At 66.6% G+C, this 22,674-nt stretch carries 19 protein-coding genes; 10 read left to right on the top strand and 9 right to left on the bottom strand.

The window, feature by feature from the left end; all coding sequences use genetic code 11:
- Window positions 1-7: 7 nt before the first annotated feature.
- Both GOACH_RS00620 and GOACH_RS00615 read left to right on the top strand, forming a co-directional pair.
- Complete coding sequence (locus tag GOACH_RS00620; RefSeq protein ID WP_040517297.1) at window positions 8-2,212, top strand: Rv0361 family membrane protein; 2,205 nt, start codon at window positions 8-10, stop codon at window positions 2,210-2,212.
- Window positions 2,209-2,538 (top strand): hypothetical protein, encoded by a 330-nt coding sequence (locus GOACH_RS00615; protein ID WP_005169096.1) that lies wholly within the window; start codon window positions 2,209-2,211, stop codon window positions 2,536-2,538. Before GOACH_RS00620 ends, GOACH_RS00615 begins: the two co-directional genes overlap by 4 nt.
- Window positions 2,539-2,660: 122 nt before the next feature.
- Here GOACH_RS00615 and fbaA read toward each other — a convergent pair whose 3' ends face one another.
- On the bottom strand, window positions 2,661-3,695 hold the full coding sequence (gene fbaA / locus GOACH_RS00610; protein WP_005169094.1) for a class II fructose-bisphosphate aldolase: 1,035 nt from the start codon (window positions 3,693-3,695) through the stop codon (window positions 2,661-2,663).
- 176 nt (window positions 3,696-3,871) lie between these two features.
- On the opposite strand from fbaA, the gene GOACH_RS00605 reads away from it, so the two are divergent.
- Together GOACH_RS00605 and GOACH_RS00600 are read left to right on the top strand one after the other, a co-directional pair.
- On the top strand, window positions 3,872-4,570 hold the full coding sequence (locus GOACH_RS00605) for a VTT domain-containing protein (protein WP_040517294.1): 699 nt from the start codon (window positions 3,872-3,874) through the stop codon (window positions 4,568-4,570).
- A gap of 79 nt (window positions 4,571-4,649) precedes the next feature.
- Window positions 4,650-5,396, top strand: a complete 747-nt coding sequence (locus tag GOACH_RS00600) for a DedA family protein (RefSeq protein ID WP_005169090.1) — start codon at window positions 4,650-4,652, stop codon at window positions 5,394-5,396.
- 35 nt (window positions 5,397-5,431) lie between these two features.
- Here the strand turns inward: GOACH_RS00600 and GOACH_RS00595 are convergent, their stop codons facing one another.
- The 4 genes from GOACH_RS00595 to GOACH_RS00580 all read right to left on the bottom strand — a co-directional run bounded on the left by GOACH_RS00595 (window position 5,432) and on the right by GOACH_RS00580 (window position 8,821).
- Complete coding sequence (locus tag GOACH_RS00595; RefSeq protein WP_005169088.1) at window positions 5,432-6,109, bottom strand: TrmH family RNA methyltransferase; 678 nt, start codon at window positions 6,107-6,109, stop codon at window positions 5,432-5,434.
- A gap of 4 nt (window positions 6,110-6,113) precedes the next feature.
- Window positions 6,114-6,692 (bottom strand): orotate phosphoribosyltransferase, encoded by a 579-nt coding sequence (pyrE, locus tag GOACH_RS00590; protein WP_005169083.1) that lies wholly within the window; start codon window positions 6,690-6,692, stop codon window positions 6,114-6,116.
- Between the two features lie 91 nt (window positions 6,693-6,783).
- A complete protein-coding gene (locus GOACH_RS00585) occupies window positions 6,784-7,692 on the bottom strand; it encodes a TtfA family protein (protein WP_005169080.1) in 909 nt (302 codons plus the stop codon).
- Window positions 7,693-7,807: 115 nt separating this feature from the next.
- A complete protein-coding gene (locus GOACH_RS00580) occupies window positions 7,808-8,821 on the bottom strand; it encodes a D-2-hydroxyacid dehydrogenase (RefSeq protein WP_157227407.1) in 1,014 nt (337 codons plus the stop codon).
- Between the two features lie 87 nt (window positions 8,822-8,908).
- Here GOACH_RS00580 and GOACH_RS00575 point away from each other — a divergent pair, with 87 nt between their 5' ends.
- From GOACH_RS00575 to GOACH_RS00550, 6 genes are read left to right on the top strand one after another with little or no spacing between them, the layout of a single operon-like run.
- A complete protein-coding gene (locus GOACH_RS00575) occupies window positions 8,909-10,240 on the top strand; it encodes an aspartate aminotransferase family protein (RefSeq protein WP_005169073.1) in 1,332 nt (443 codons plus the stop codon).
- Window positions 10,241-10,249: 9 nt separating this feature from the next.
- Complete coding sequence (locus GOACH_RS00570) at window positions 10,250-13,246, top strand: FAD-binding and (Fe-S)-binding domain-containing protein (protein ID WP_005169069.1); 2,997 nt, start codon at window positions 10,250-10,252, stop codon at window positions 13,244-13,246.
- Window positions 13,243-14,736 (top strand): NAD-dependent succinate-semialdehyde dehydrogenase, encoded by a 1,494-nt coding sequence (locus GOACH_RS00565; protein WP_005169067.1) that lies wholly within the window; start codon window positions 13,243-13,245, stop codon window positions 14,734-14,736. Before GOACH_RS00570 ends, GOACH_RS00565 begins: the two co-directional genes overlap by 4 nt.
- A gap of 1 nt (window position 14,737) precedes the next feature.
- On the top strand, window positions 14,738-15,931 hold the full coding sequence (locus GOACH_RS00560) for a M24 family metallopeptidase (RefSeq protein WP_005169064.1): 1,194 nt from the start codon (window positions 14,738-14,740) through the stop codon (window positions 15,929-15,931).
- 16 nt (window positions 15,932-15,947) lie between these two features.
- Window positions 15,948-17,210 (top strand): aminotransferase-like domain-containing protein, encoded by a 1,263-nt coding sequence (locus tag GOACH_RS00555; RefSeq protein ID WP_040517352.1) that lies wholly within the window; start codon window positions 15,948-15,950, stop codon window positions 17,208-17,210.
- 38 nt (window positions 17,211-17,248) lie between these two features.
- A complete protein-coding gene (locus GOACH_RS00550; protein WP_005169058.1) occupies window positions 17,249-18,466 on the top strand; it encodes a M20 family metallopeptidase in 1,218 nt (405 codons plus the stop codon).
- A 21-nt stretch (window positions 18,467-18,487) separates the two neighbouring features.
- On the opposite strand, the gene GOACH_RS00545 is transcribed toward GOACH_RS00550, so the two are convergent.
- The 4 genes from GOACH_RS00545 to GOACH_RS00530 form a co-directional block, all read right to left on the bottom strand.
- Window positions 18,488-19,879: an MFS transporter gene (locus GOACH_RS00545; RefSeq protein WP_005169057.1), complete on the bottom strand. Its 1,392-nt coding sequence runs from the start codon at window positions 19,877-19,879 to the stop codon at window positions 18,488-18,490.
- 87 nt (window positions 19,880-19,966) lie between these two features.
- Entirely contained in the window at window positions 19,967-20,701 is a 735-nt protein-coding gene (locus GOACH_RS00540) for a GntR family transcriptional regulator (protein ID WP_005169054.1), read from the bottom strand.
- Window positions 20,702-20,716: 15 nt separating this feature from the next.
- Window positions 20,717-21,214 (bottom strand): DUF3830 family protein, encoded by a 498-nt coding sequence (locus GOACH_RS00535; protein ID WP_005169051.1) that lies wholly within the window; start codon window positions 21,212-21,214, stop codon window positions 20,717-20,719.
- 3 nt (window positions 21,215-21,217) lie between these two features.
- Entirely contained in the window at window positions 21,218-22,654 is a 1,437-nt protein-coding gene (locus GOACH_RS00530) for an amidase (protein WP_005169049.1), read from the bottom strand.
- Window positions 22,655-22,674: the final 20 nt, after the last annotated feature.

Raw genomic sequence — 22,674 nt, 5'->3', positions numbered from 1 at the left:
ATCGGCGATGCCGCAATCCGGTGATCGGAAATCGGCTGTCACCAAGGCCTTCTCGGTGATACGCAAGAAGGCCGCAGAACGCCTGGAGGGGGCGTCGAACCGGCCGCGACCGGCACCGCCGACGGGTTCCACACGGCCCGCGCCCGTCACACCGGATGCCAGGCCCGCCACACAGGATGCGCCGACGTCTGAGAAGTCGACTCCGAGTTCGGGCTCGACACCAAGCGAGACGTCGACATCGGGTGACGACCAGGCACCGGACACCGCGAGGTCGGACGCGGATACACAATCGGGGGAATCGGGTTCATCTGTGGACAAGTCTCAGGTCGAGGAAGCAGGCGCAAGCGGCGCCACGAGTACGCAGTCACGCCCGAGCGGACCGACGCCCCGCGGCGGCCGGGGCATCGACTCCGCGACCAAGGTGATCTCGCGCGATCAGCTCCCCGATCCCAGCACCCTCGACGACCTCGACGACATCGATCCCCTCGCAGGCGGCACCACGACCGGCGAGCAGGAGAACACCGCACAGGAGAGCGGCGCCGAGGCTGACGCCGGCGACTCCGACACGGCGAGAACCGGCGGCGGGGACACGGACGACAAGCCTTCAGCCGTCAAGCCCACAGACGAAAAAGCCACCGTCGCCAAAGTCGCGGGTACGGCGTCACCGAGCGCCACCGACACCACGGTGATCAAACGCGACGACCTGCCCGACACCAGCGACATGCCCGACCTCGACGACGTCGACATCACGGGTACCGCCGACGGCACCGAAGAACCCGCCGACAGCACCACAGACTCCGACGCCGTCGAGGACGTCGAGAAGCCTGCCGACGGTATAGCGCGGAAGGCTGCGGCTGCAGGTGTGGTCGCGACGGGTGCGGCAGGTGCAGCGGCGGCGGCAGCGCACGATTCCGACGAGGAAGATACCGACGCGAGCGTCGACGAAGATACCGACGCGAGCGTCGACGAGCACACCGACGCGAGCGTCGAGGACGAAGGAGCCGAGGAGTTCCCCGCTGCCGACGAGTCCTCGGCTGCCGAGATCGAAGACGCCGACGACACGGCCGATGCGGTCGCAGCCGATCAGGCCGGAGCGGAAGCCGAGGCGAAGGCGGAGGCAGAGCACGACGAGGCCGACGCGGAATCCGGGGACGCCGAGGGCGAGGCCGACGCCGAGAAAGACGGCGAACTCGAGAAGGAAGACGCCGAAGCCCGACTCGAAGCGTTCGAATCGACGACGGACGCGGGCGACGCGAGCATCGAAGAAGCAGCGACCGACGGTGACATCGGCGATTTCGAACCGATCGACGAGGTCGACAGCGATGAACAGACCGACGAGGTCGGCGGCGATGCAGACGCCGACGCCACCGCGGATGACGCCGACGAAAAAGCAGATGAGGCCGCCGACCCGGACACGGCCGACGACGAGCCCGGCATCGACACCGCCGAGAACGACGAGGAGCCGTCGGACGACGAGCCGATCGACGGCGACGCCGAGACGGTAGCGCTCAAGGCGCAGAAGCCCGACGTAGATGCACCGGCAAGCAGCGGCACGACCGATGTGTCCGACGAGAACCCGGCGGCAGACAAATCGGCGGTCGGCGGAGCTGCGGTCGCGGGGGCCGGTGCAGCGGCAGCTGCGGGTGCCGCCACTGCCGCGACGCAGTCGTCGACGGCCCGTCCTGCAACGTCAACCGGCTGGTCGACCACAGCCCACCAGCCGAAGGTGATCCCGCCGGCAGGTACCGCGGCTCCGACGAGGACAGAAGACGGCACGGGTTCCAGCCGTCGCCTGCTGCTGGTGATCGGCGCCGTGATCGTGGCGGCACTGGTGGTGGCGGGAGTCGTGTGGGGCGTGCTCGCATCGCGCGCCAAGCCCGCCGCTGACGAGGCTGCCGACACGGCGTCGAAGTTCTCCAGCGCCCTCTACAACGGCGACCTCTCGACACTGCGGTCGGTCACCTGCGGGCAGGAGAATCAGTTCTACACCAACATCTCCGACGCCGATTTCCAGAAGATCTACTCCGCGCAGAAGGCGCGCAACGAGCTGGTCCGCACCGGAGACATCAAGGCGTCGAAGGTGACCGACGATGGCAATAAGGCGGTCGTCGAAGTGACCGCCTACCAGACGAGCAAGCCCGACGAGCCCCAGACCGTCACCATCAACCTTCAGAAGGACGGCAGCGACTGGAAGGTCTGTACGCCGCGGTGACCGCTTACCGGACACCGATGCGCGACGACCTGCCCGGCACCGGGTGGGTGCCGGGCAATCACGCGCCGGTCCATCGACCGACGACGCAGCCCTTGCGGGTCCAGCAGCGCCCACCCCGACGCGCCTACATCCCCTCCACGGATGCTCCCGGCGCCATCCCGCTGCCCCGTCGACCCCGCGAGCCCGCGCGCGCCGCCTACCGTGCGCCTAGTTCGCGTTCGCAGCGGGTTCGTGTGCACCGGAGCGTCGACCCGGCGGTGGTCTGCGCTGCAGTCGCGATGGCCGCACTGGCGTTGACCGTCGTCGTCGGGCTGATCTGGTCCTGACACGCGAACGAGGCCAACTCGCCTAACCGTCAGCCACTCGCGCGTCAGTTGTGAAGCGCGGCAACAATGGAACAACATCGCGCCCCTCCCGTAGGGAGGGGCGCGATGTCAATGATGCGGGGTCAGGCGCTGATCGACTTCCCGTTCGACTTCAGGTCGTCGCACGCCTCGACTACGCGCTCGGACATACCCGTTTCGGCCTTCTTCGACCACGAACGCGGGTCGTAGACCTTCTTGTTGCCCACCTCGCCGTCGACCTTGAGGACGCCGTCGTAGTTGCTGAACATGTGCCCGGCGACCGGACGCGTGTAGGCGTACTGCGTGTCGGTATCGACGTTCATCTTCACAACGCCATAGCTCAGCGCTTCTTCGATCTCGCTCTTGAGCGAGCCGGATCCGCCGTGGAAGACGAAGTCGAAAGGCTTCGAGCCGTCGGGCAGTCCGAGCTTCTTGCTCGCGACTTCCTGCCCCATCTTGAGTACGTCAGGACGCAGCTTCACGTTGCCCGGCTTGTAGACGCCGTGGACGTTGCCGAAGGTGGCGGCGAGGAGGTACTTGCCCTTCTCGCCTGCTCCGAGCGCGTCGACGGTCTTCTCGAAGTCCTCTGCCGAGGTGTAGAGCTTGTCGTTGATCTCGGCTTCGACGCCGTCCTCTTCACCACCGACGACACCGATCTCGACCTCGAGGATGATCTTCGCAGCAGCCGCCTTGGCGAGCAGTTCCTGGGCGATCTCGAGATTCTCGTCGATCGGCACGGCGCTGCCGTCCCACATGTGCGATTGGAACAGCGGGTTCTTGCCCGCGTCGACGCGCTCCTGCGAGATGGCGAGCAACGGACGCACGTAGGTGTCGAGCTTGTCCTTCGGGCAGTGGTCGGTGTGGAGTGCGATGGTCACGTCGTACTTGGCGGCCACCACGTGTGCGAACTCGGCGAGCGCAACCGCACCGGTCACCATGTCCTTGACGCCGAGTCCCGAACCGAACTCGGCACCACCGGTAGAGAACTGGATGATGCCGTCACTTCCGGCATCGGCAAAGCCCTTGATGGCCGCATTGATCGTCGACGACGAGGTGCAGTTGATCGCGGGGAACGCGTAACCGCCCTCCTTCGCCTTCGCGAACATCTCGGCGTACTGCTCTGGGGTTGCAATGGGCATGTCACGGCCTCCAACCGGGTGGGATCTCACGCTTCGAGCTCTGTTGAGTCCCTCTCAGTATGGCAAGTGCCACTCACGCGTGTGCAGGACGCTCTCACCTGCAGTAGAACAATCGGCCCGACGGCGCACACTCGGGCAGATAAGGCGTTTTGTCCGTTTCCGCTACCCTCGGTGCCGTGACCGCACCCGACTTCGCCGCCACGACCACCCACCTCGCACTGCTCCCCGGCTTCCTCGATCCCGTCAACCTGCTGAACTCCTTCGGCACGTGGATCCTCGCCGGCCTGCTGTTGGTGGTGTTCATCGAGTCCGGGCTTCTGTTCCCCCTGCTCCCCGGTGACTCACTGCTGTTCACCGCCGGCCTGATCGTTGCCGCGAAGTCTGCCGACATCGAACCCTTCGCTCCGCTGTGGGTGCTTCTCGTGACCATCCCGATCGCCGCTTTCTTCGGCGACCAGGTGGGCTACTGGATCGGCAACAGACTGGGTTATTCGCTGTTCAAGCCAAACGCGCGGGTGCTCAAGGAGGCCTACATCATCGAGGCCAACGAGTTCTTCGACAAGCACGGCCCGATCACCATCTTCCTGGCCCGCTTCGTCCCCATCGTGCGCACCTACGCGCCACTGGTCGCCGGGGCCGCCAAGATGCGTTACCCGGTGTTCCTCGCCTACAACGCGATCGGCGCAGTCGTCTGGGGCGCCGGCGTGACCTTGCTCGGTTATTTCCTCGGCCAGATCGCCTTCATCCGCGACAACGTCGACCTGATCTTCCTGCTCATCGTCTTCCTCTCGGTGCTCCCGATCATCTCCGAGGTGGTCAAGCGGTGGCGACGCTCGCGCCGACTGGTCGTCGAGCAGGAGGTTGACCCCGCGTAGCGGCCAGGACGAGCCCCGGCTCGTTCCAGACAGCCGCTCATTGGCTCTCCCACAGCTTGGCCAAGTAGCCTGGTGACCCGTGATCGACACCGCACTTGCCCATACGACCACCGTGGTCGCACTCCCCGGCATCCTCGACCCCATCAACGTGCTCAGCTGGTTCGGCGCCTGGGCGTTCTGGGGACTTCTCCTCGTCGTCTTCATCGAGTCGGGTGTGCTGTTTCCTGTGCTGCCCGGCGACTCGCTGCTGTTCGTCGCGGGCATGGTGGTCGCGGCCGGCGGCAAAGAGGGCATCGACAAGTTCGCGTCGCTCTGGCAACTACTGGTCTTCGTGCCGATCGCAGCGATCCTCGGCGGACAGGTCGGCTATTGGATCGGCCGGTTCATCGGCACCGAGATGTTCAAGCCCGACGCCCGATTCCTCAAGCAGCGCTATCTGACCGAGGCCCAGGACTTCTTCGAGAAGCACGGCCCGATCACCATCTTCCTGGCCCGCTTCGTGCCGATCGTGCGCACGATCGCTCCGATCGTCGCCGGCGCCGCCCGTATGCGGTGGTCGGTGTTCGCGCTGTACAACGTGATCGGTGCGATCGTCTGGGGCGCGGGCATCGTTCTGCTCGGCTACTGGCTCGGCCGATTCGAGGTGGTGCAGAACCTCATCGAGCCGATCTTCATCCTGATCGTCGTCCTGTCGATCGCGCCGATGTTCATCGAGTGGTATCGCCGACGCCGCGCCGCGAAGAAGGTCGCCACCGACGCAGTCGCGACTTCCGAGGCGACGGCCGCTGCCGATTCTGTCGATCCCCACACTCCCGACAACGTCTGACGCCGACGACGCCACGAGCTACGTCGAGCGCACCGTCACCACGCGTCGTCGAGGTCGGCGTGCTGCCGTATCCAGGCGTGCATCGCGATCCCGGCGGCCACGCCTGCGTTGATGCTGCGCGTCGACCCGAACTGCGCGATCGACACGGTGAGATCTGCCTGCGCCTGGGCGTCGTCGCTGACACCCGGCCCCTCCTGACCGAACAGCAAGATGCACGCGCGCGGTAGGTCCGCGGTTTCGAGCGGCACCGACCCAGGGGTGTTGTCGACGGCAACCACCGCAAGCCCTTCCCCGCGCGCCCATGCCATCAGCTCCGACACCGAATCGTGGTGCAGCAGATGCTGATAACGGTCTGTCACCATCGCTCCCCGACGATTCCACCGCCGCCGCCCGACGATGTGCACCGCCGAGGCCGCGAACGCATTGGCCGTCCGCACCACGGTGCCGATGTTGGCGTCGTGGGCAAAGTTCTCGATTGCCACGTGGAACGGGTGGCGGCGGGCGTCGATGTCTTCGACGATCGCCTCGCGGCGCCAGTACCGATACGCATCAACGACATTCCGGGTATCGCCCTCGGCGAGCAACTGCGGGTCGTAACGCGGGTCGTCGGGCAGCGGACCGTCGTGACCGACATCCCACGGCCCCACCCCGACGGCAGGTCGGGCCTGCCACTCGGTGGGTCCGGGTTGCTCCGGGACCCCCTCCGAAGGCATGGCGTCAGCCGAGTCCGAGGTCGGCGAGGCCGAGCAGGGATCGGTACGGCACACCGAGTTTGGTGATCACCTCGTCGGCGCCGGTGGCACGGTCGACGACGGTCGCCACGCCCACCACCATCGCTCCGGCCTCACGCGCAGCCTCGACAGCGGTCGCGGGCGAGCCGCCCGTCGTGCTCGTGTCCTCGACGATGAGCACCGCACGACCCGCGATGTCGGGACCCTCGACCCGTCGCTGCATGCCGTGCGCCTTGGCGGCCTTGCGCACCACGAAAGCGTCGATCGGGCGCCCCGGAGCGTGCATGATCGCGGTGGCAACCGGGTCGGCACCCAACGTCAGACCGCCCACCGACTGATAGCCCCAGTCGGAGGTGAGCTGACGCATGAGCGTGCCGATGAGCGGAGACGCCTCGTGATGCAGTGTCGCCCGACGCAGGTCGACGTAGTAGTCGGCCTCACGGCCCGACGACAAGGTCACCTTGCCGTGCACCACCGATAGTTCGCCGACGAGCCGAGCGAGCGCCGCGCGGGCGTCCTGGTCGACCTCTGGTGTCGAGGAGGCGGAGGGCGTTGAGGAGGTCACAGTCGGTTCAGTCTTCCTGCTCGTACGTCGGATGCTCGATGATCGCCGGATGTCTCGAGGGTCGCCCGGTGTCTCGGGGAGATCCTCGGCGTCAGTCGCGCCGATGGTGCCGGTTCGGCCGCTCGCCGGTGTCGGGAGGTTGCGCGCTGCGCGATCGCCGCACCGGCATCGGTGTCATGCCCCGACCCGTCGTCGGCGACGCTGCGCGCCGGGCTCCGGTCTCGCTCTGCGGCGGTGGCGATGGCTGGCGACGCGGCGCGGGCGCCGACGCCTCCCGCGCCTGCACACGGGCACGACGTTCCTTGTCGCGCATCGACTCGGTCTTCTCGTCGGCGAACTCCTCGCGCGTCGGCCCGTGCGGATCGCGGGGATCCGGCGGATCCTGCGGGTCCTGGACCGGCGGCAGCACGCGCAGCAGGTCGGCAAAGCGTCGAACCACTTCGAGTCCGGTGTCGAGCTTGGTCGCGTCATCGGTCAACGGCATCGAACCGAGCGCCCAGTTGCCCTCGTCCCACAGCACTTCGACATACGACGGCGCATTGTTGGCCAGTGCGACCATTCTGCGGTCACACACGCGCCGCGCGACGTCGAGATCATTGGAGAACATCACGCGTGGCCCCATCGCACCGAGCAGTTCGACGTCGTCCTCTGCGGGCGCGAGCACGTCCTCGTGACGCAGGTCGACGATCACGTTCGACGGCGCGTTGCGGCGTACCGCGATGACGGTCGCCGTGTCGGCGAGGTCGAACACGACAGCTTCGGCGCCACCGTAAACCCCGTATGCGACATCCTGCACACCGACCGAGTCGGGCGCATTCATCGTTGCGCGGTGAAAAACCTTGCGCAGTTTGGTGTCTGACGCCCGGTAGGAGAAGTCGTGGGCATCGCCCCACACAGCACGCTGGTGACGGGTGCCGCTGGAACGCTGGCGGTCGAGCCACAACAGCGCCGCCGCACCGGCGAGCGCCACGGCTGCGATCACGAAATAGACGATGGTCATCGCGCTACAGCCTACTTCAGGCCCCGTCCGCCGGACGAGTACCCGCGCCGCTGGTCGAGCCACGTCCAACCCGCTGCTCGAGCAGGCGCCTCCCCACAAGCCAGGGCCGCCGAGATCACCTGCCCGACGCGACGTACCCGCGATGCTTGTCGACCACGTTCTGCAGCGTCGCCGACAAAACGTCCGCACCACGCGCAGGGGACGCCTCGACGTATCGTCGCAGGTTGTCGAGGACCTGATCGGCAAGTTCGTCACGCCAGCCCACCACGTCTCCGCTCATGTGCGCCGAGATCGACACGTTCTCGAGGTCCCACAGCGGGCTGTCGACGGGCAGCGGCTCGGTGATGAACACGTCGAGCGACGCCGCGCCGATCCCACCGCTCCGCAGCGCGTCTGCCAGCGCAGCCTCGTCGACGAGCCTGCCCCGCCCGACGTTGATCAGATGTGCATCGGAGCGCATTGCCGTCAGCACCGACGCGTCGATCATCCCCTCTGTCTGGGCAGTCAGCGGTGCGACGACGACCACATTGTCGAACTCCCCGACGTAGGTGGTCAGCTCATCGGTCGCGCGCACCTCGCCGAAGTCGGGGTCGTCGTGTCGCACGGTCCGTCCGGCCCCGGTCACTCGCATCCCGACGGCCCGCAGCAGACGCGCGACCGCGCGACCGATACCACCGGTCCCGATGACCAGTACCGACGAACCCGCGGTGCGCGTCGTCTCACGCCACAGCCACTCGTGCGCAGACTGCAGGCGTGCGGATTCGTGCAAACGCTTGTCCCGCGCCAAAATCGACGCCAGCACGAACTCGGCGATCGGCTGATCGAAGACACCATGCGCGTTGGTGACCACGATGTCCGAGCCGGCCAGTTCATCGAACAACAGAGAGTCGACGCCTGCCGCGCAGACATGCACCCAGCGCAGCGATTCCGTCGCAGGACCCCAGTTGTCGCGCAGGGCACGGGAGAAGAAGTCCCACACCACCAGGACATCGGCACCCGGCAACGCCTGCGGCAACGTCTCCACGGTGCACTCCCGCACGTCGGCGAGGGCTGCGAGCTCGGCGAGGTTGTACGGGTCGGGCGCGTCGTCGGCACCGAGGAGAACGACTTGCGGCTTCGTGGACGTCACACCCGACACCGTAACCGCATCGGATGCCCGTTCGCGCGCCACTGTCTAATTGTTGACAATCCGACGATCCCGGTACACCGTGTACGCATGACCGTCGCCGAATCCCCCCGCACTCTCGCGGCACAGACAGCCGCACCCCAGACCGCATCGCTGTCGCCGATCCTCAAGCAGGCAACGCCGGTCGTCGTCGACCACGCGCTCGGCTCCTGGATTCACGGCACCGACGGCAACGCCTACCTCGACTTCACCACCGGCATCGGGGTCACGAGCACCGGCCACTGCCACCCGCGCGTCGTCGCCGCAGCGCAGGAGCAATGCACCAAGATCATCCACGCCCAGTACACAACGGTGATGCACCAACCGCTCCTCGAACTCACCGAAAAGCTCGGCGCAGTGCTACCGCTCGGACTCGATTCCGTCTTCTACGCCAACTCGGGTTCGGAGGCCGTCGAGGCGGCGGTGCGGCTGGCCCGCATGGCAACCGCGAAGCCCAACATCATCGTCTTCCAGGGCGGTTTCCACGGGCGCACGGTCGCCGCCGCCAGCCTCACCACCGCGGGTACCCGGTTCTCCGCCGGTTTCTCTCCGCTCATGGGCGGCGTCCACATGGCACCCTTTCCCTACGCCTACCGCTACGGCTGGGATACCGACACCGCCGTCGACTTCGCGCTCAAAGAACTCGACTATCTGCTGATGTCTCGCGTGGCACCCAACGACACCGCAGCCTTCCTCATCGAACCGGTCCTCGGCGATGGCGGCTACCTCCCGACACCGCCACGCTTCCTCGCGGGACTCCGCGAACGTGCCGACCGTCACGGCATTCTCGTCATCGTCGACGAAGTGCAGGCCGGTTTCGGCCGCACAGGCAGATTCTGGGGACACCAGCACGCCGATCTCACACCTGACATCCTCATCACCGCAAAGGGTCTCGCATCCGGCTTCCCGATCTCGGCGATCGCAGCACCCACCGAGTTGATGAGCCGGGCATGGCCGGGGTCACAGGGCGGAACCTACGGCGGAAACGCCGTCGCGGCAGCTGCGGCCATCGCGACCCTCGACGTGATCGACGACGAGGGACTCGTCGAGAACGCCCGGGTCCGGGGTGAGCAGTTGCTGTCGGGAATCCGGGACGTCACCGCAGCCTTCGACGTTGTCGGCGATGTGCGCGGTCTCGGCCTCATGGTCGGCATCGAGTTCGTCTCCCACGACGGCAACACCACGATCCCCGACGCCGCAACGGCTCTCGCCGTGCAGCAGGCCACCACCCGACACGGACTGCTGACCCTGACCTGCGGACCGGAAGGCAATGTGGTCCGGCTGATTCCGGCGCTGGTCGTCACCGAGGACGAGATCACCACCGGTGTGGCCCGATTCGCTTCCGCGCTGGCCGACGTCGCTGCCCGCAACGGCCGTTCCTAGCCTGCGCAAATGGTTCTGCACCCACTACCGACCCCGACGATCTCCACCCCGGACATCGTCACCGAACTCACCGCACTCGGTGCCGAGGTCGACGCAACGTCGCGTCGTCTGTCCGAATACTCTTACGATGCATCCAATTACCGCGTCCGTCCGGTCGCAGTGACCTTTCCCCGCGATGCCGACGAGGTCGCCGCCATCGCAGCGTGCTGCCACCGACTCGGCATACCGCTGACGGCACGCGGTGGAGGAACGTCGATGGCGGGCAACGCCATCGGCGCGGGCGTCGTGCTCGACTTCTCCCGACACATGTCTCGCATCGGGAACATCGACGCCCGGACGTCGACGGCCCGCGTGGAACCGGGTGTCGTACTCACCCACCTGGCCGCTGCAGTGCGCATGGCAACCGACGGTCGCCTGACCTTCGCTCCCGACCCGTCGTCGGCCTCACGTGCCACCATTGGTGGGGCCATCGGCAACGATGCGTGCGGCAACCACTCGGTGCGCCACGGTCGCACCACCGATCACGTCGAGGCGCTCGATCTGGTCACGGCAGACGGAATACGGCTGACAGCAACACGATCCGGTATCGAGGCGACCTCTTCTGCCGATTCGGTGGCGCTTGCCCGGGCGGCAGAACTCACCCGTGCGCTCACCGAACTGACCAACCGCAACCTCGCACCGTTGCGCACCCAGCTCGAGCAGATACCGCGGCAGGTCTCGGGCTATCATCTGGCACATCTGTTGCCGGAGAATGGCTTCGACGTCGCGCGCGCACTCGTGGGCAGCGAGGGCACATGCGCGATCGTCGTCGGCGCCACCGTCCGTCTCGTGGCGGCTCCGACATCACAACTACTCGTCTGCGTCGGTTACCGTTCGGTTGCCGACGCCGCGCGCGACGTCCCCGACATCCTGCCGTTCGCGCCGTCGGCGATCGAGGGTATCGACCGCGGCATCGTCGCCACGATGGCGGCACGGCGCGGGCCCGACACCGTTGCGGGGCTCCCGGCAGGCGACTCGTGGCTGTTCATCGACCTCGACAACGAGAGCGCCGCAGCCCAATCCGAGCCCGACGTTCCCGCAACCGCGAAACGCCTCATCGAACACCTCCGCAGATGCGGTCGCATGGTCGACGCGGCGTTCGTCGACGACGAGGCGAGACGCCGTGCCCTGTGGCGTGTCCGTGAGGACGGCGCCGGGCTCTCGGCGCGGCTCGTCACTCCGGAAAGCACTGGCCCGGGAGCCGGTACGGTCCCGGGAGGTGAGGAGCAGACGACGCACGAATCGTGGCCCGGATGGGAAGACGCCGCCGTAGCCCCCGAGCGCCTGGCCGACTATCTGCAGGAGTTCACCGCCCTTCTTGACGAGTTCGGTCTGACGGGCGTGCTCTACGGCCACTTCGGCGCGGGTTGCATGCACGTGCGCATCACCTTCGACCTCCGCACCGAGCAGGGGCGCGAACAGATGTCCCGCTTCTGCACCAGTGCCGCGGAACTCGTTGTGGCGCATGGCGGCTCGCTGTCGGGTGAGCACGGCGACGGGCGCGCGCGATCGGCACTGCTGCCGATCATGTACTCCCCGGAGATGCTGCGCGCCTTCGACGACTTCCGCCGGATCTGGGACCCCTCGGCCATCCTTAACCCGGGCAGCATCGTCGATCCCGCACCCATCACGACCGACCTCGCGCTCGCCGACGTACCGAATCGTCCATGGCACGCCGGGCGCGGCCCGATTCACACGACACTCGATCCGTTCATCCACGCTGTACAGGGTTGTATCGGCGTCGGCCGCTGCCGGACAACCAGCGGTGGGGTCATGTGCCCGAGTTATCGCGCGACCCGCGATGAGAAGGACTCCACCCGCGGCCGTGCACGCGTGCTCCAGGACATGGTGCGCTCGGCACCCGACGTCGAATCCGGTTGGCAATCGCCCGATGTCGCCGACGCTCTCGATCTCTGCCTGTCGTGCAAGGCGTGCTCTAGCGACTGCCCAACCGGCGTCGACATGGCTTCGCTGAAGTCGGAGTTCCTCTCACACCACTACCGGCGACGCCTGCGACCGCTCTCGCACTATTCGCTCGGCTGGATGCCTGTCTGGCTTCCCGCGGCGACCTCCGTTGCACCACTACTCAATCGAGTGCTGCAGGCCCCGCTCCCCCGACGTCTCGCCGCCGCTGCCGGCGGCCTCGACGCTCGACGGTCCATGCCCGGATTCACCAGTCGTCGCGGCAGGCGAGAGGCACTCGGCGAACTCCGATGCCCTCCCGACGCCGAGGTCGTACTCGTCGTCGACACCTTCACCAAGGCGTTCCGGCCGCAGGTCGCCGCCGCGGCGGCACGCGTCCTGGGTGCCACCGGCGAATCAGTGGCCGTCCGGGACGACGTGTGTTGCGGGCTGACCTGGATCTCGACCGGCCAACTCGACCACGCACGAAAGGTACTTGCCCGCACCGCCGATCGACTCGACGACGGCTCCGATCGTCCGATTGTCGTCGCCGAACCGAGCTGCGCCGCCGCACTGCGAAAGGATCTCCCCGAACTCGTCGACTCTGCTACCGCCCGTCGTGTCGCCGCGCGAATCACGAGTTTCGCAGCCCACGTCCCCGCCCTCCTCGAGAACGGCTTGGAGTTCGCACAGCTTCCCGAGGAGGTGACGGTCCAGACGCACTGTCACGAGTACGCCGTCTTCGGTGCGCACGCCTCGACCGCCGCGCTCCGGTCGCTCGGCGTCGACGTCACCACTGCCGACGGATGCTGCGGTGTGGCAGGCAACTTCGGCTTCGAGAAAGGGCACTACGAGGTCAGCATGGCGGTGGCCGAGAACGCTCTCGCCCCTGCGCTGCGCGCCGCACCGCATACCCCGGTCGTCACCGACGGATTCAGCTGCGCGATGAGCGTCGACCATCTGAGCACCACCGATCCCAGCATCGATGCCCGTGGTCGCCATCTGGCCGAGGTCCTCGCGCATGCGCTCGCCGCGCCACATCCACCCGAGAAAGGAACCCCGTGACAACCATCGAGACACCAAGGCTGGTGGTCCCCGACCTGCCGACAGACCTGTTCGTCGGCGGTTCGTGGGTGTCCGCGGCGTCGGGCCGTCGTTTCGACGTCGAGAACCCTGCGACCGGCGAGATCATCGCCACGGTTGCCGACGCCGGCGCGGGCGACGCGCTCGAGGCCCTTCGGGTTGCCGCGTCGACGCAGGCCGCGTGGGCCGCGACAAGCCCGCGCTCACGAAGTGAGATCCTCTACCGCGCATACGAACTCATCACCGCCCGCGCCGACGAGTTCGCCACCGTGATGACCACCGAGATGGGCAAACCGTATCCCGAGGCGCGCGGTGAGGTCGCCTACGGCGCCGAGTTCTTCCGTTGGTTCGCCGAGGAAGCCGTGCGCATCGGCGGTGACCACTTCGTGACGCCCGATGGCAACAACCGCGTGGTTGTGCGGCATCGGCCCGTCGGCCCCTGCGTCCTCGTCACCCCGTGGAACTTCCCCCTCGCCATGGGAACACGCAAGATCGGCCCGGCGATCGCCGCCGGCTGCACAATGGTGTTCAAGCCGGCAGAGCTGACACCGCTGACCTCACTGCTCCTCGCCGACGTCCTGCGCGAGGCCGGGCTCCCCGACGGCGTCCTGAACGTCGTCACCACAACCGATCCCGGCGACGTCGTCGGCGCGTGGATGTCATCGGGACTCGCCCGCAAGGTCAGCTTCACAGGTTCGACGGCGGTCGGAAAACTGTTGTTACACCAGGCATCCGACACCGTGATGCGTACCTCGATGGAACTCGGCGGCAACGCCCCGTTTATCGTGTGCGACGACGCCGACCTTAACACCGCACTCGACGCGGTGATGGTCGCGAAGATGCGCAACACCGGCCAGGCCTGCACCGCGGCCAACCGGATCTTCGTGCACCGGGGCGTCATCGACGAGTTCGCCGAACTGCTCACCCGACGCATGTCGGCCCTGCGGGTCGGCGACGGAATGGTGGAGGGCACCGACGTCGGACCACTCGTCGAGCGCAAGGCCGTCGACAAGGTCGCCGAACTCGTCGACGACGCCGTCTCCCGCGGCGCCACGGTCCTGTGCGGGGGCACACGCCTCGACGGTCCCGGACACTTCTACCCGCCCACCGTCCTGCGCGACGTGCGGCCGGACTCGGCCCTCATGTCGGCCGAGATCTTCGGCCCCGTGGCGGCCCTGATCCCGTTCGACGGCGACGGCGACGAGGCCGACGACGCCGTCGTCGAGCTCGCCAACGCGACCCCCGCAGGCCTCGTCGGATACGTCTGCAGTCGGGATGCCGAGCGTCTCGACGCCATCTCTTCTGGCCTCGCAGTCGGTATGGTCGGGGTCAACACGGGCCTGGTCTCCAACCCCGCCGCCCCGTTCGGTGGAATCAAGGAATCCGGTCTCGGCCGTGAGGGCGGACGCCTCGGCATCGAGGAGTTCCTCGACGTCACCTACACATCCACCCCGATCCGACGGAGGCGATAGGTTGTACCTCGGCGCCCAGCTGTTCACCGACAGCGAGTACCAGCAGCGCTTGACCCGCGTGCGCGAACGAATGGATCTGCAGGGGCTCTCGGCGATCATCGTCACCGACCCGGCGAACATCTTCTACCTCATCGGGTACAACGCGTGGTCGTTCTACACCCCGCAGATGCTCTTCGTCCCGATCGAGGGCGACATGCTGTTCTTCGCGCGCGAGATGGATGCCCATGGCGCACACCGCACCACATGGCTGCCCGAGGACCAGATCATCGGCTATCCCGAGAGCTATGTGCATCGCCCGCATGTGCACCCCTTCGACTGGGTCGCGTGGGCGCTGCGGCAGCGCCATCAGATCGCACCGGCGTCGAAGGGAGGCTCCGTCGGACTCGAGATGGACTCGCACTTCTTCTCGCCCAAGGCGTATCGCGCGCTGTTCAACGCGATCCCCGAGTGGAAGCTCGTCGACAACTTCGAACTCGTCAACTGGGTGCGCTCGGTGAAATCCGACGCCGAGGTACAGCTCATGCGGCAGGCGGGCATGGTGTGTTCGGAGGCCATGCGCGCCGCCATCGAGACAATCGATGTCGGTGTGCGGCAATGCGATGCGGCTGCCGCGATCTCGCAGGCACAGATCACAGGCACCGACCAGTTCGGCGGCGACTACCCCGCGATCGTGCCCATGATGCCCACCGGTGCCGCCGCGGATACGCCCCACTTGACCTGGCACCAGGGCACGTTCACCGCAGACGAGGCAGTCGTTGTCGAGCTCTCCGGAGCGCACAACCGGTACCACTGCCCGCTGGCCCGCACCGTGGCGCTCAGCCAGCCGTCGAAAGACCTCGACTACGTGGCGGGCGCGACGGCTGAGGGCCTCAACAACGTTCTCGACGCGATCAAACCCGGGGTCGCCACGCGTGAGCTGGCGTCCACCTGGAACTGGACCCTCGCCAAGTACGGTCTCGAAAAACCCTCTCGCCTCGGCTATTCCATCGGGATCGGCTACCCGCCCGATTGGGGCGAACGCACCATCAGCATCCGCACCGAGGATGAAACCATCCTCGAGACCAACATGACCTTTCACATCGTCTGCGGAATGTGGATGGACGACTACGGATTCGAGCTCTCCGAATCCGTCCGCGTCAGTCCGACCGGTGTCGAGACCTTCACCGGGTTCCCGCGGGAACTGATCAGGAAATGAGGTGCCAGCAGTGACCATGACCAACGACACGGCCAACCCCGCAACCGAATCCCTCCACGACGTCAGACGCGGCGCCCCGACACTTCCACTCGCCGGGCGCGCAAAGGATCTCGTCGGCTCGATGATCGACTCGTCGACATCGCTTCTGGCCTCCCAGACACACGACATCGTGCGCTTCGCGATGGGTTCGCCCGCCGATGAGGCAGTTCCTGCGGAGGAGTTCCGCCAGATCGCGGGCGAGGTCCTCGACAATTCGTCGTTCACCTACGGAGCCACCGAGGGCGAACCGCGTCTGCTGCAACTGCTCGTCGACTATCTCGCCACCACACCTGACCCGTCGAGCCACGATCGTCTCGTCATCACCACCGGTGGCATGCAGGGTCTCGACCTCGCGTCCAAGCTGTTCGTCGACCCCGGTGATCTCGTCGTCGTCGAATCCCCCACCTACACCAACGGAAGCGCCACGGCCCTCTCTTATGGCGCGCAACTACTCGAGGTTCCTGTCGACGACGACGGCATGCAGGTCGACACGCTCGAGGAGATCGTCGCCCGCACCCGACGCACCCCGAAGGCGATCTACACGATCCCGACCTTCCAGAACCCGTCGGGCGTGACACTGTCGGAGGAGCGTCGACGTGAGTTGTTGCGGCTGGCGCACGAGTGGGGCGCGATCATCATCGACGACGATCCCTACGGCCTGCTGCGGTTCTCCGGCGACGACGTCCCGACCTTCCAGACCCTCTCGCCGCACGATCCGCTGGTCTTCTCGGTCCGCACGTTCTCCAAGATCCTCGCCCCCGGGTGGCGTGTCGGCTGGGTCGACGCCGACCCGTCGCTACGGCAACTGCTGATCAACGGCAAGCAGGCGATGGACACCTGCACCAACGTGCCCAACCAGCACATCGTCGCCGAGTACATCGCGCGCGGCGGGCTCGAGGACCATCTCGCCGGGCTACGCGTCCTCTATCGCGAGCGCCGGGACGCGATGCTCGAGTCCATCACACGTCACTTCGGCGATCGGGTGTCGACGACCAACCCCGAGGGCGGCTTCTTCCTCTGGCTCACCCTGCGCGGTGAGTTCGCCGAAATCGACACCCGTGAACTGTTCGAGACCGCTCTTGCCGACGGTGTCGCGTTCATACCCGGACCCGCCCTGTCACCGACCGGACGGTTCCGCAACGCCCTGCGCCTGTGCTTCGCGTCGAGCACTCCGGAACGGATCGACGAGGGGATTCGACGTCTCGCCGGGAGCTGCGAGAAGATGGCACACGACAGATGAGCCCGGCCATGCCCGGCTGACGACACGGGAGGAGTCCAGTGACGGTGAGCGAGTCCGAGGCCCTGGTGGCGCGAATCCGTCCGGACGAGATCGTCGCGCTGACCAGAGCGCTGGTCGACGCCCCGAGCGAGAATCCCGGCGGCACCGAGGCACAGGCTGTCGCGGTTCTCGAAACCGCCTGCCGCGAGGCTGGATTCACCGTCAGCACCTATGAGGTGGCACCCGGTCGTCCCAACCTCGTCGCGACACTTCCCGGCGGCGACGGTCCTGGGCTGATGTTCCTCGGGCACTCCGACGTCGTGCCCGCGGGACCGGGTTGGACCGGCGATCCCTACCGCACCAGACTCTCCGACGGCGTGTTGACCGGACGCGGCACCGTCGACATGAAGGGCGGGCTCGCCGCGGTCGTCGCGGCGATGTCGGCGTTGGCTCCGCTTTCCGCGCAGGGCCTCCTGTCCGGCCCGGTGCAACTGGTCTGCACCGTCGATGAGGAGGAGCACGGGGCAGGAGTCCGCCATCTCGTCGCCCGCCCGGACGCGGTCTACCGGAACGCGTCGCGCGACTTCGTCGGATGCGTCGTCGCCGAACCCACCGACCTGGCGGTCGTGCGAGGTTGTCGCGGGGCGTCGTATCTGGAGATCGACATCGTGGGCAGAGCCGCCCATTCCGGCAGACCCGACGACGGTCGCAGTGCCATCTACGCGGCCGCGTCGATCATCGACATCATCCGCGCCGACCACCAGACCATGACCGCAGGCGCCTCGGGCCTGCTCGGCTCGGGAACCTGGAATGTGGGGACGATGAGCGGCGGCCAGGGCATCTCCGTCGTGGCCCCGATGGCGTCGCTCGGCATCGACCGCAGGCTCATGCCCGACGAGAGCGCCGAGGCCGTCGCCGAGTGGCTACGGGGTCGGATCTCTGCGGCGGGGATCGACTCCGACGGCATCGAGGTCGACGTCGCGGTGACGATGGAGATGCCCGGCTTCGAGACCCGGGCCGACGACCCGCTGGTCACCTCGGCGGTCGACGCACTCACCGACGTCGGTGCACGGACCTCGATCGGCGGCTGGACCGCGGCGTGCGACGGTGGGTTCGTCAGCCGGGACCTAGGGATTCCCGCGATCGTCTGCGGCCCGGGCAACATCAACACCCAGGCGCACCAACCCGACGAGTCCGTCACCGTCGCCGACCTGCACACCGCCGCACAGGCGTACGCGCTGATGGCCCTCGACCTGCTCGGCAGTCCTAGCAGCTGATCGAGCTTGTCGAGCTCACGGCTAGCCCTTCGACACAGCCGCTCCATCCGACACGGCGATGTCGTCGGTCTTCTCCGGAATCCCGGTACCGCGCAGCGACGCGCCGGCCGTTTCCTTCAGGAACACCAGCGCCACCATGCCGATCGCGCAGGCGCCCATCATGTACGCCGCGGGGAACAGATTCCAGTTGGACACCTTGATCACCCAGTCGTTGACCAGTGGTGCGGTACCGCCGAACGCCGCGGTCGCCACGTTGTAGGAGATCGCAAATCCCGCGTATCGCACCTGGGTCGGGAACATCGCCGGGAAGGTAGCCGAGATCGTCGACAGCTGCGGTATGTAGAGCACACCCAGGATGACGAATCCGACGATGGCCCACGCAAATCCCTGGCCCATCAGCCAGTACAGCGGCAGGGCGAACACGAACAGGCCTATCAGCGAGAACCACCACATCGGTTTTCGGCCGGTCCTGTCCGACATCGATCCGAAGAACGGGATCAGCAACATCATGACCAACTGCCCGATGAGGACGACGATGTTGCCCGCATCCTCGGAGAGGTTGATCGTGTTCTTCAGATATGTCGGCTGATACGACAACAGCGTGTAGTTGGCGACGTTGAGTGCGATCACCATGCCGAACATGATCAGGATCGGACGCCAGTAGTTGCTCAACAGATCGACAAAGCGTGACCACGCCGAACCCTTGACCACGGCCTGCTTCTCGATCTCCTGGAAGACCGGGGTGTCTTCGACCTGCGAACGCAGGTAGAGCCCGATCAAACCCATCGGCAGCGCCATCAGGAACGGGATACGCCAGCCCCAGGTCTGCATCTGCTCGTCGGTGAGCGCCAGATCCAGAATCAGCACCAACGCGGTTCCGAGACTGAACCCGGCGAGCGTCCCGAACTCCAGGAAGGACCCGTAGTGGCCGCGCTTCTTGTCCGGTGAGTACTCGGCCATGAACGTGGCTGCGCCGCCGTACTCACCGCCGGTCGAGAATCCCTGGATGACACGGAGCAGGATCAACAGAATCGGAGCCCAGATCCCTGCCACTGCGTGCGTCGGGAGCACACCGATGAGTGCTGTCGCTCCTGAGATCAGCACGATGGTGATCGCGAGTACCGACTTTCGGCCGATTCGATCGCCGATCGGGCCCCAAATCATGCCTCCGAGCGGGCGAAGCGCGAAGGAGATCGCAAAGCCGAGCATCGTCAGGACTGTCCCCCAGCTTCCGGGGAAGAACGCGTGCGTCAGGTATGTGGTGCTGACGCCGTAGACGCCGTAGTCGTACCACTCGGTCGCGTTGCCGATCGCCGACGCGCCGATCGCTTTGCGCAGCAGCGCCTTGCCTTCTCGCGATTCCGGATCGGGCGCGAGTTCCTCATAGGTTGCCGAGGAGTTTGCCGTAGCCATCTGTGCCTTCCTGGTGAAAATCAGGGCCAGTCTGTCTTACCGGTGACTCACATCGGTGGGCGGTGATCGACTCGAGCGGTCACACCGCTACAGAACTGCTTCTGCGGGCGAGGCATCCCGGTCGGCGTCGCCGACCAGACGATGCAACCCGTCCCGCATGTGTTCGATCATCAGCGCGTCGGCCGCCCGCGCATCCCCCGCTGCGATGGCGTCCACCAATGCCTGGTGTTCGTCTGTGCGTTCCTTTCCCGAGGAGTACGTTCCCCGCATCGCGCGTAGGCACATCCTCGTTTCGACGAGGATCGTGCTGTGCAGCCGCGACAATCGTTGACTTCTCGCGTACTCCACCAGCGTCTGGTGGAACCGCATATCCGCCTCGGCCATATCAGCGCCGTTCGGATCGTCTATGTGGCGTCGCATCACAGCGACCGCGTCACCGAGGGCATCCACCGCTTCCGGATCCGCGTGGGCTATCACCTGTTCGATCGCAGCGCGCTCAACTGCGGTTCGTGCGACATACATGTCGCGGATGTCGTCGTCGTCCATCGAGACGACGAACAGGCCCCGGTTGCGGTGGCTCACCAGCAACCCCTCGGCGGTGAGGCGTTGCATCGCCTCCCGCAGCGGCCCCCGACTGACCCCCAGGTCTGCCGCAAGGCCCGCCTCTGTCAATTGTGAACCGGACGGAAAGTTACCGTTCGCGATCGCGTCATGCAACTTGCGAGCGATGATCGCAGGGGTCGACTCCTGCTCGATCGGCTCGAGCACCCGCCGGCGCCCTGCCGATTCTCCCTGGTGTCTCCGCGTTGCCATCGTGATCATCCTCTTCTTCGTACTCTATGCGCGCGCAAATGTCAGGGTTTCGCCACGAGCGCCGCCCATCCAGATGTCGTTGCATGCGGAAGCAAACTCGGCGAGCCCATCGGTGATGGTGGCGAACACATTTCCCGGAACCCAACCGACGTCGCCGTTGACCAGCAGGTTGTTTCGGCCGTAGAACACGGCGAGGTCGATGAGCAGCGAGTGCTCGGAGGGTGCAGCATCCGACTCGTAACCATATGCGGGATTGTCCAATACACCGTCGAACGTGAAGTAGCACAGGTCACCGGGGATGGGTGTCACGGTGGTGTTCTCCTGGCCTGGCTCCTGTTCGGCGAATGCCGGGGTGAGTGTATAGATCTCGTTTCGCGCGAACTTGCCGTGAAAGACCTGGCCACCCAGTGGCAGTGCATCCCACACCGCGGCGGCGGTTCGCGGGGCCTCGTCGTCGAGCAATCGGGCTCGGGCACTGACCCCGCGCGACGCGAGCGTGACGATGATGAACCTGTCGGACACGAATCATCCTGACTGTCGTTGGGGTGCAAGGGAAGAGATCGACGCAAACGGCGCTGCAGCCTCGTACGCTGCGGCCACACGCAACACCGTTGCATCGTCGTGGCGTGCGCCAACGAACTGTATCCCGGTGGGCAGCAACGAGTCTCCAGACGCGGCCAGCCCGCTCGGTACGGTGATCGCCGGTTGACCGGTGAGATTGAAGGGGTAGCTGTAGGGTGTCCACGACGTCCAGTCCTGCGACTGCGACCCGGCGGGCACGTCGACACCCGCCTCGAACGCGACGGACGGCATCGACGGAGTCACCACGATGTCGAAGTCCTCGTGCAGGGCACCCATCTGCGTCCCCATCGACATCCGCAGCGCAGTGGCATCGACGTAGTCCTGCGCACTGAAGTCGTGGTGCCGGTCCAGCGCGGCAAGCAGTTTCGGATCGACGAGTTTGCGCGCGGCCGGGTCGAGGGCACCGACGACTGCGGCGGCCCCTGCGAACCACACGGTGTGGTAGGCCCAGGCGGGATCGTCCCAGCCGATGTCGACTTCGTGTACCTCCGCACCGAGTCCGCGTAGCACTTCGACCGCTGACTCGGTGTTCGACTGCACTGCTTGATCATTGGTCGCGTACCCGAGATCGGGGCTGTAGGCGATGCGCACTCCGACGAGGCTTCCGTCGCCCGCGGCAAGTGACGGTGCAAGCGGGTCGGGGGCAGCCAGGGCAGACCAATCACGCGAGTCGAATCCACTGAGCACGTCGAGCAGCAGCGCGCAGTCGAGAACCGTGCGTGACATGGGTCCGACGTGGGCCACCGGCGCGAACGGGCTCGGCGGATACATCGGGACACGGCCGAGCGTCGGCTTCAGTCCGACGACCCCGCAGAACGCCGCGGGAATCCGGATCGAACCACCTCCGTCGGTACCCACAGACAGTGGCCCGAGACCCGCGGCAAGCGCTGCTGCGCTGCCGCCGCTCGATCCGCCTGACGTCCGGTCCGACGACCACGGGTTGCGCGTGACCCCGGTGCGCGGACTGTCGGTCACTCCCTTCCAACCGAACTCAGGTGTCGTGACCTTTCCGAGCGGAACCGCGCCGGCTTCGCGGAGCCGAGCCACCGCAGGGGCGTCGACACTCCACGACTGCGCGTCCGGCGTGATCGTCAACGAACCGCGCAGCGTCGGCCAGCCGTCGGTGAGCAGGAGGTCCTTGATCGACACGGGCACGCCATCGAGGGGGCCGAGAGCCGCCGACTCCGCGTAGCGCGCCGCTGACTCCCGCGCGGCGGCCATCGTCGTGTCCGCGTCGACGAGGCAGAACGCGTTGATCTCGCCGTTCACCTCCCCGATGGCGTCGAGTAACTCGGCAGCGACGTCGACGGGGCTCAGTAATCCACTGCGATAGGCGTCGCCGAGTTCCGACGCCGACATCGCGCGCACCGAGTCCTGCATGGTCACCTCGTATTCCGTTA

This window comes from Gordonia aichiensis NBRC 108223 (assembly GCF_000332975.1).
GTDB lineage: Bacteria > Actinomycetota > Actinomycetes > Mycobacteriales > Mycobacteriaceae > Gordonia > Gordonia aichiensis.
This window is presented reverse-complemented; position numbering and strand designations above follow the sequence as displayed.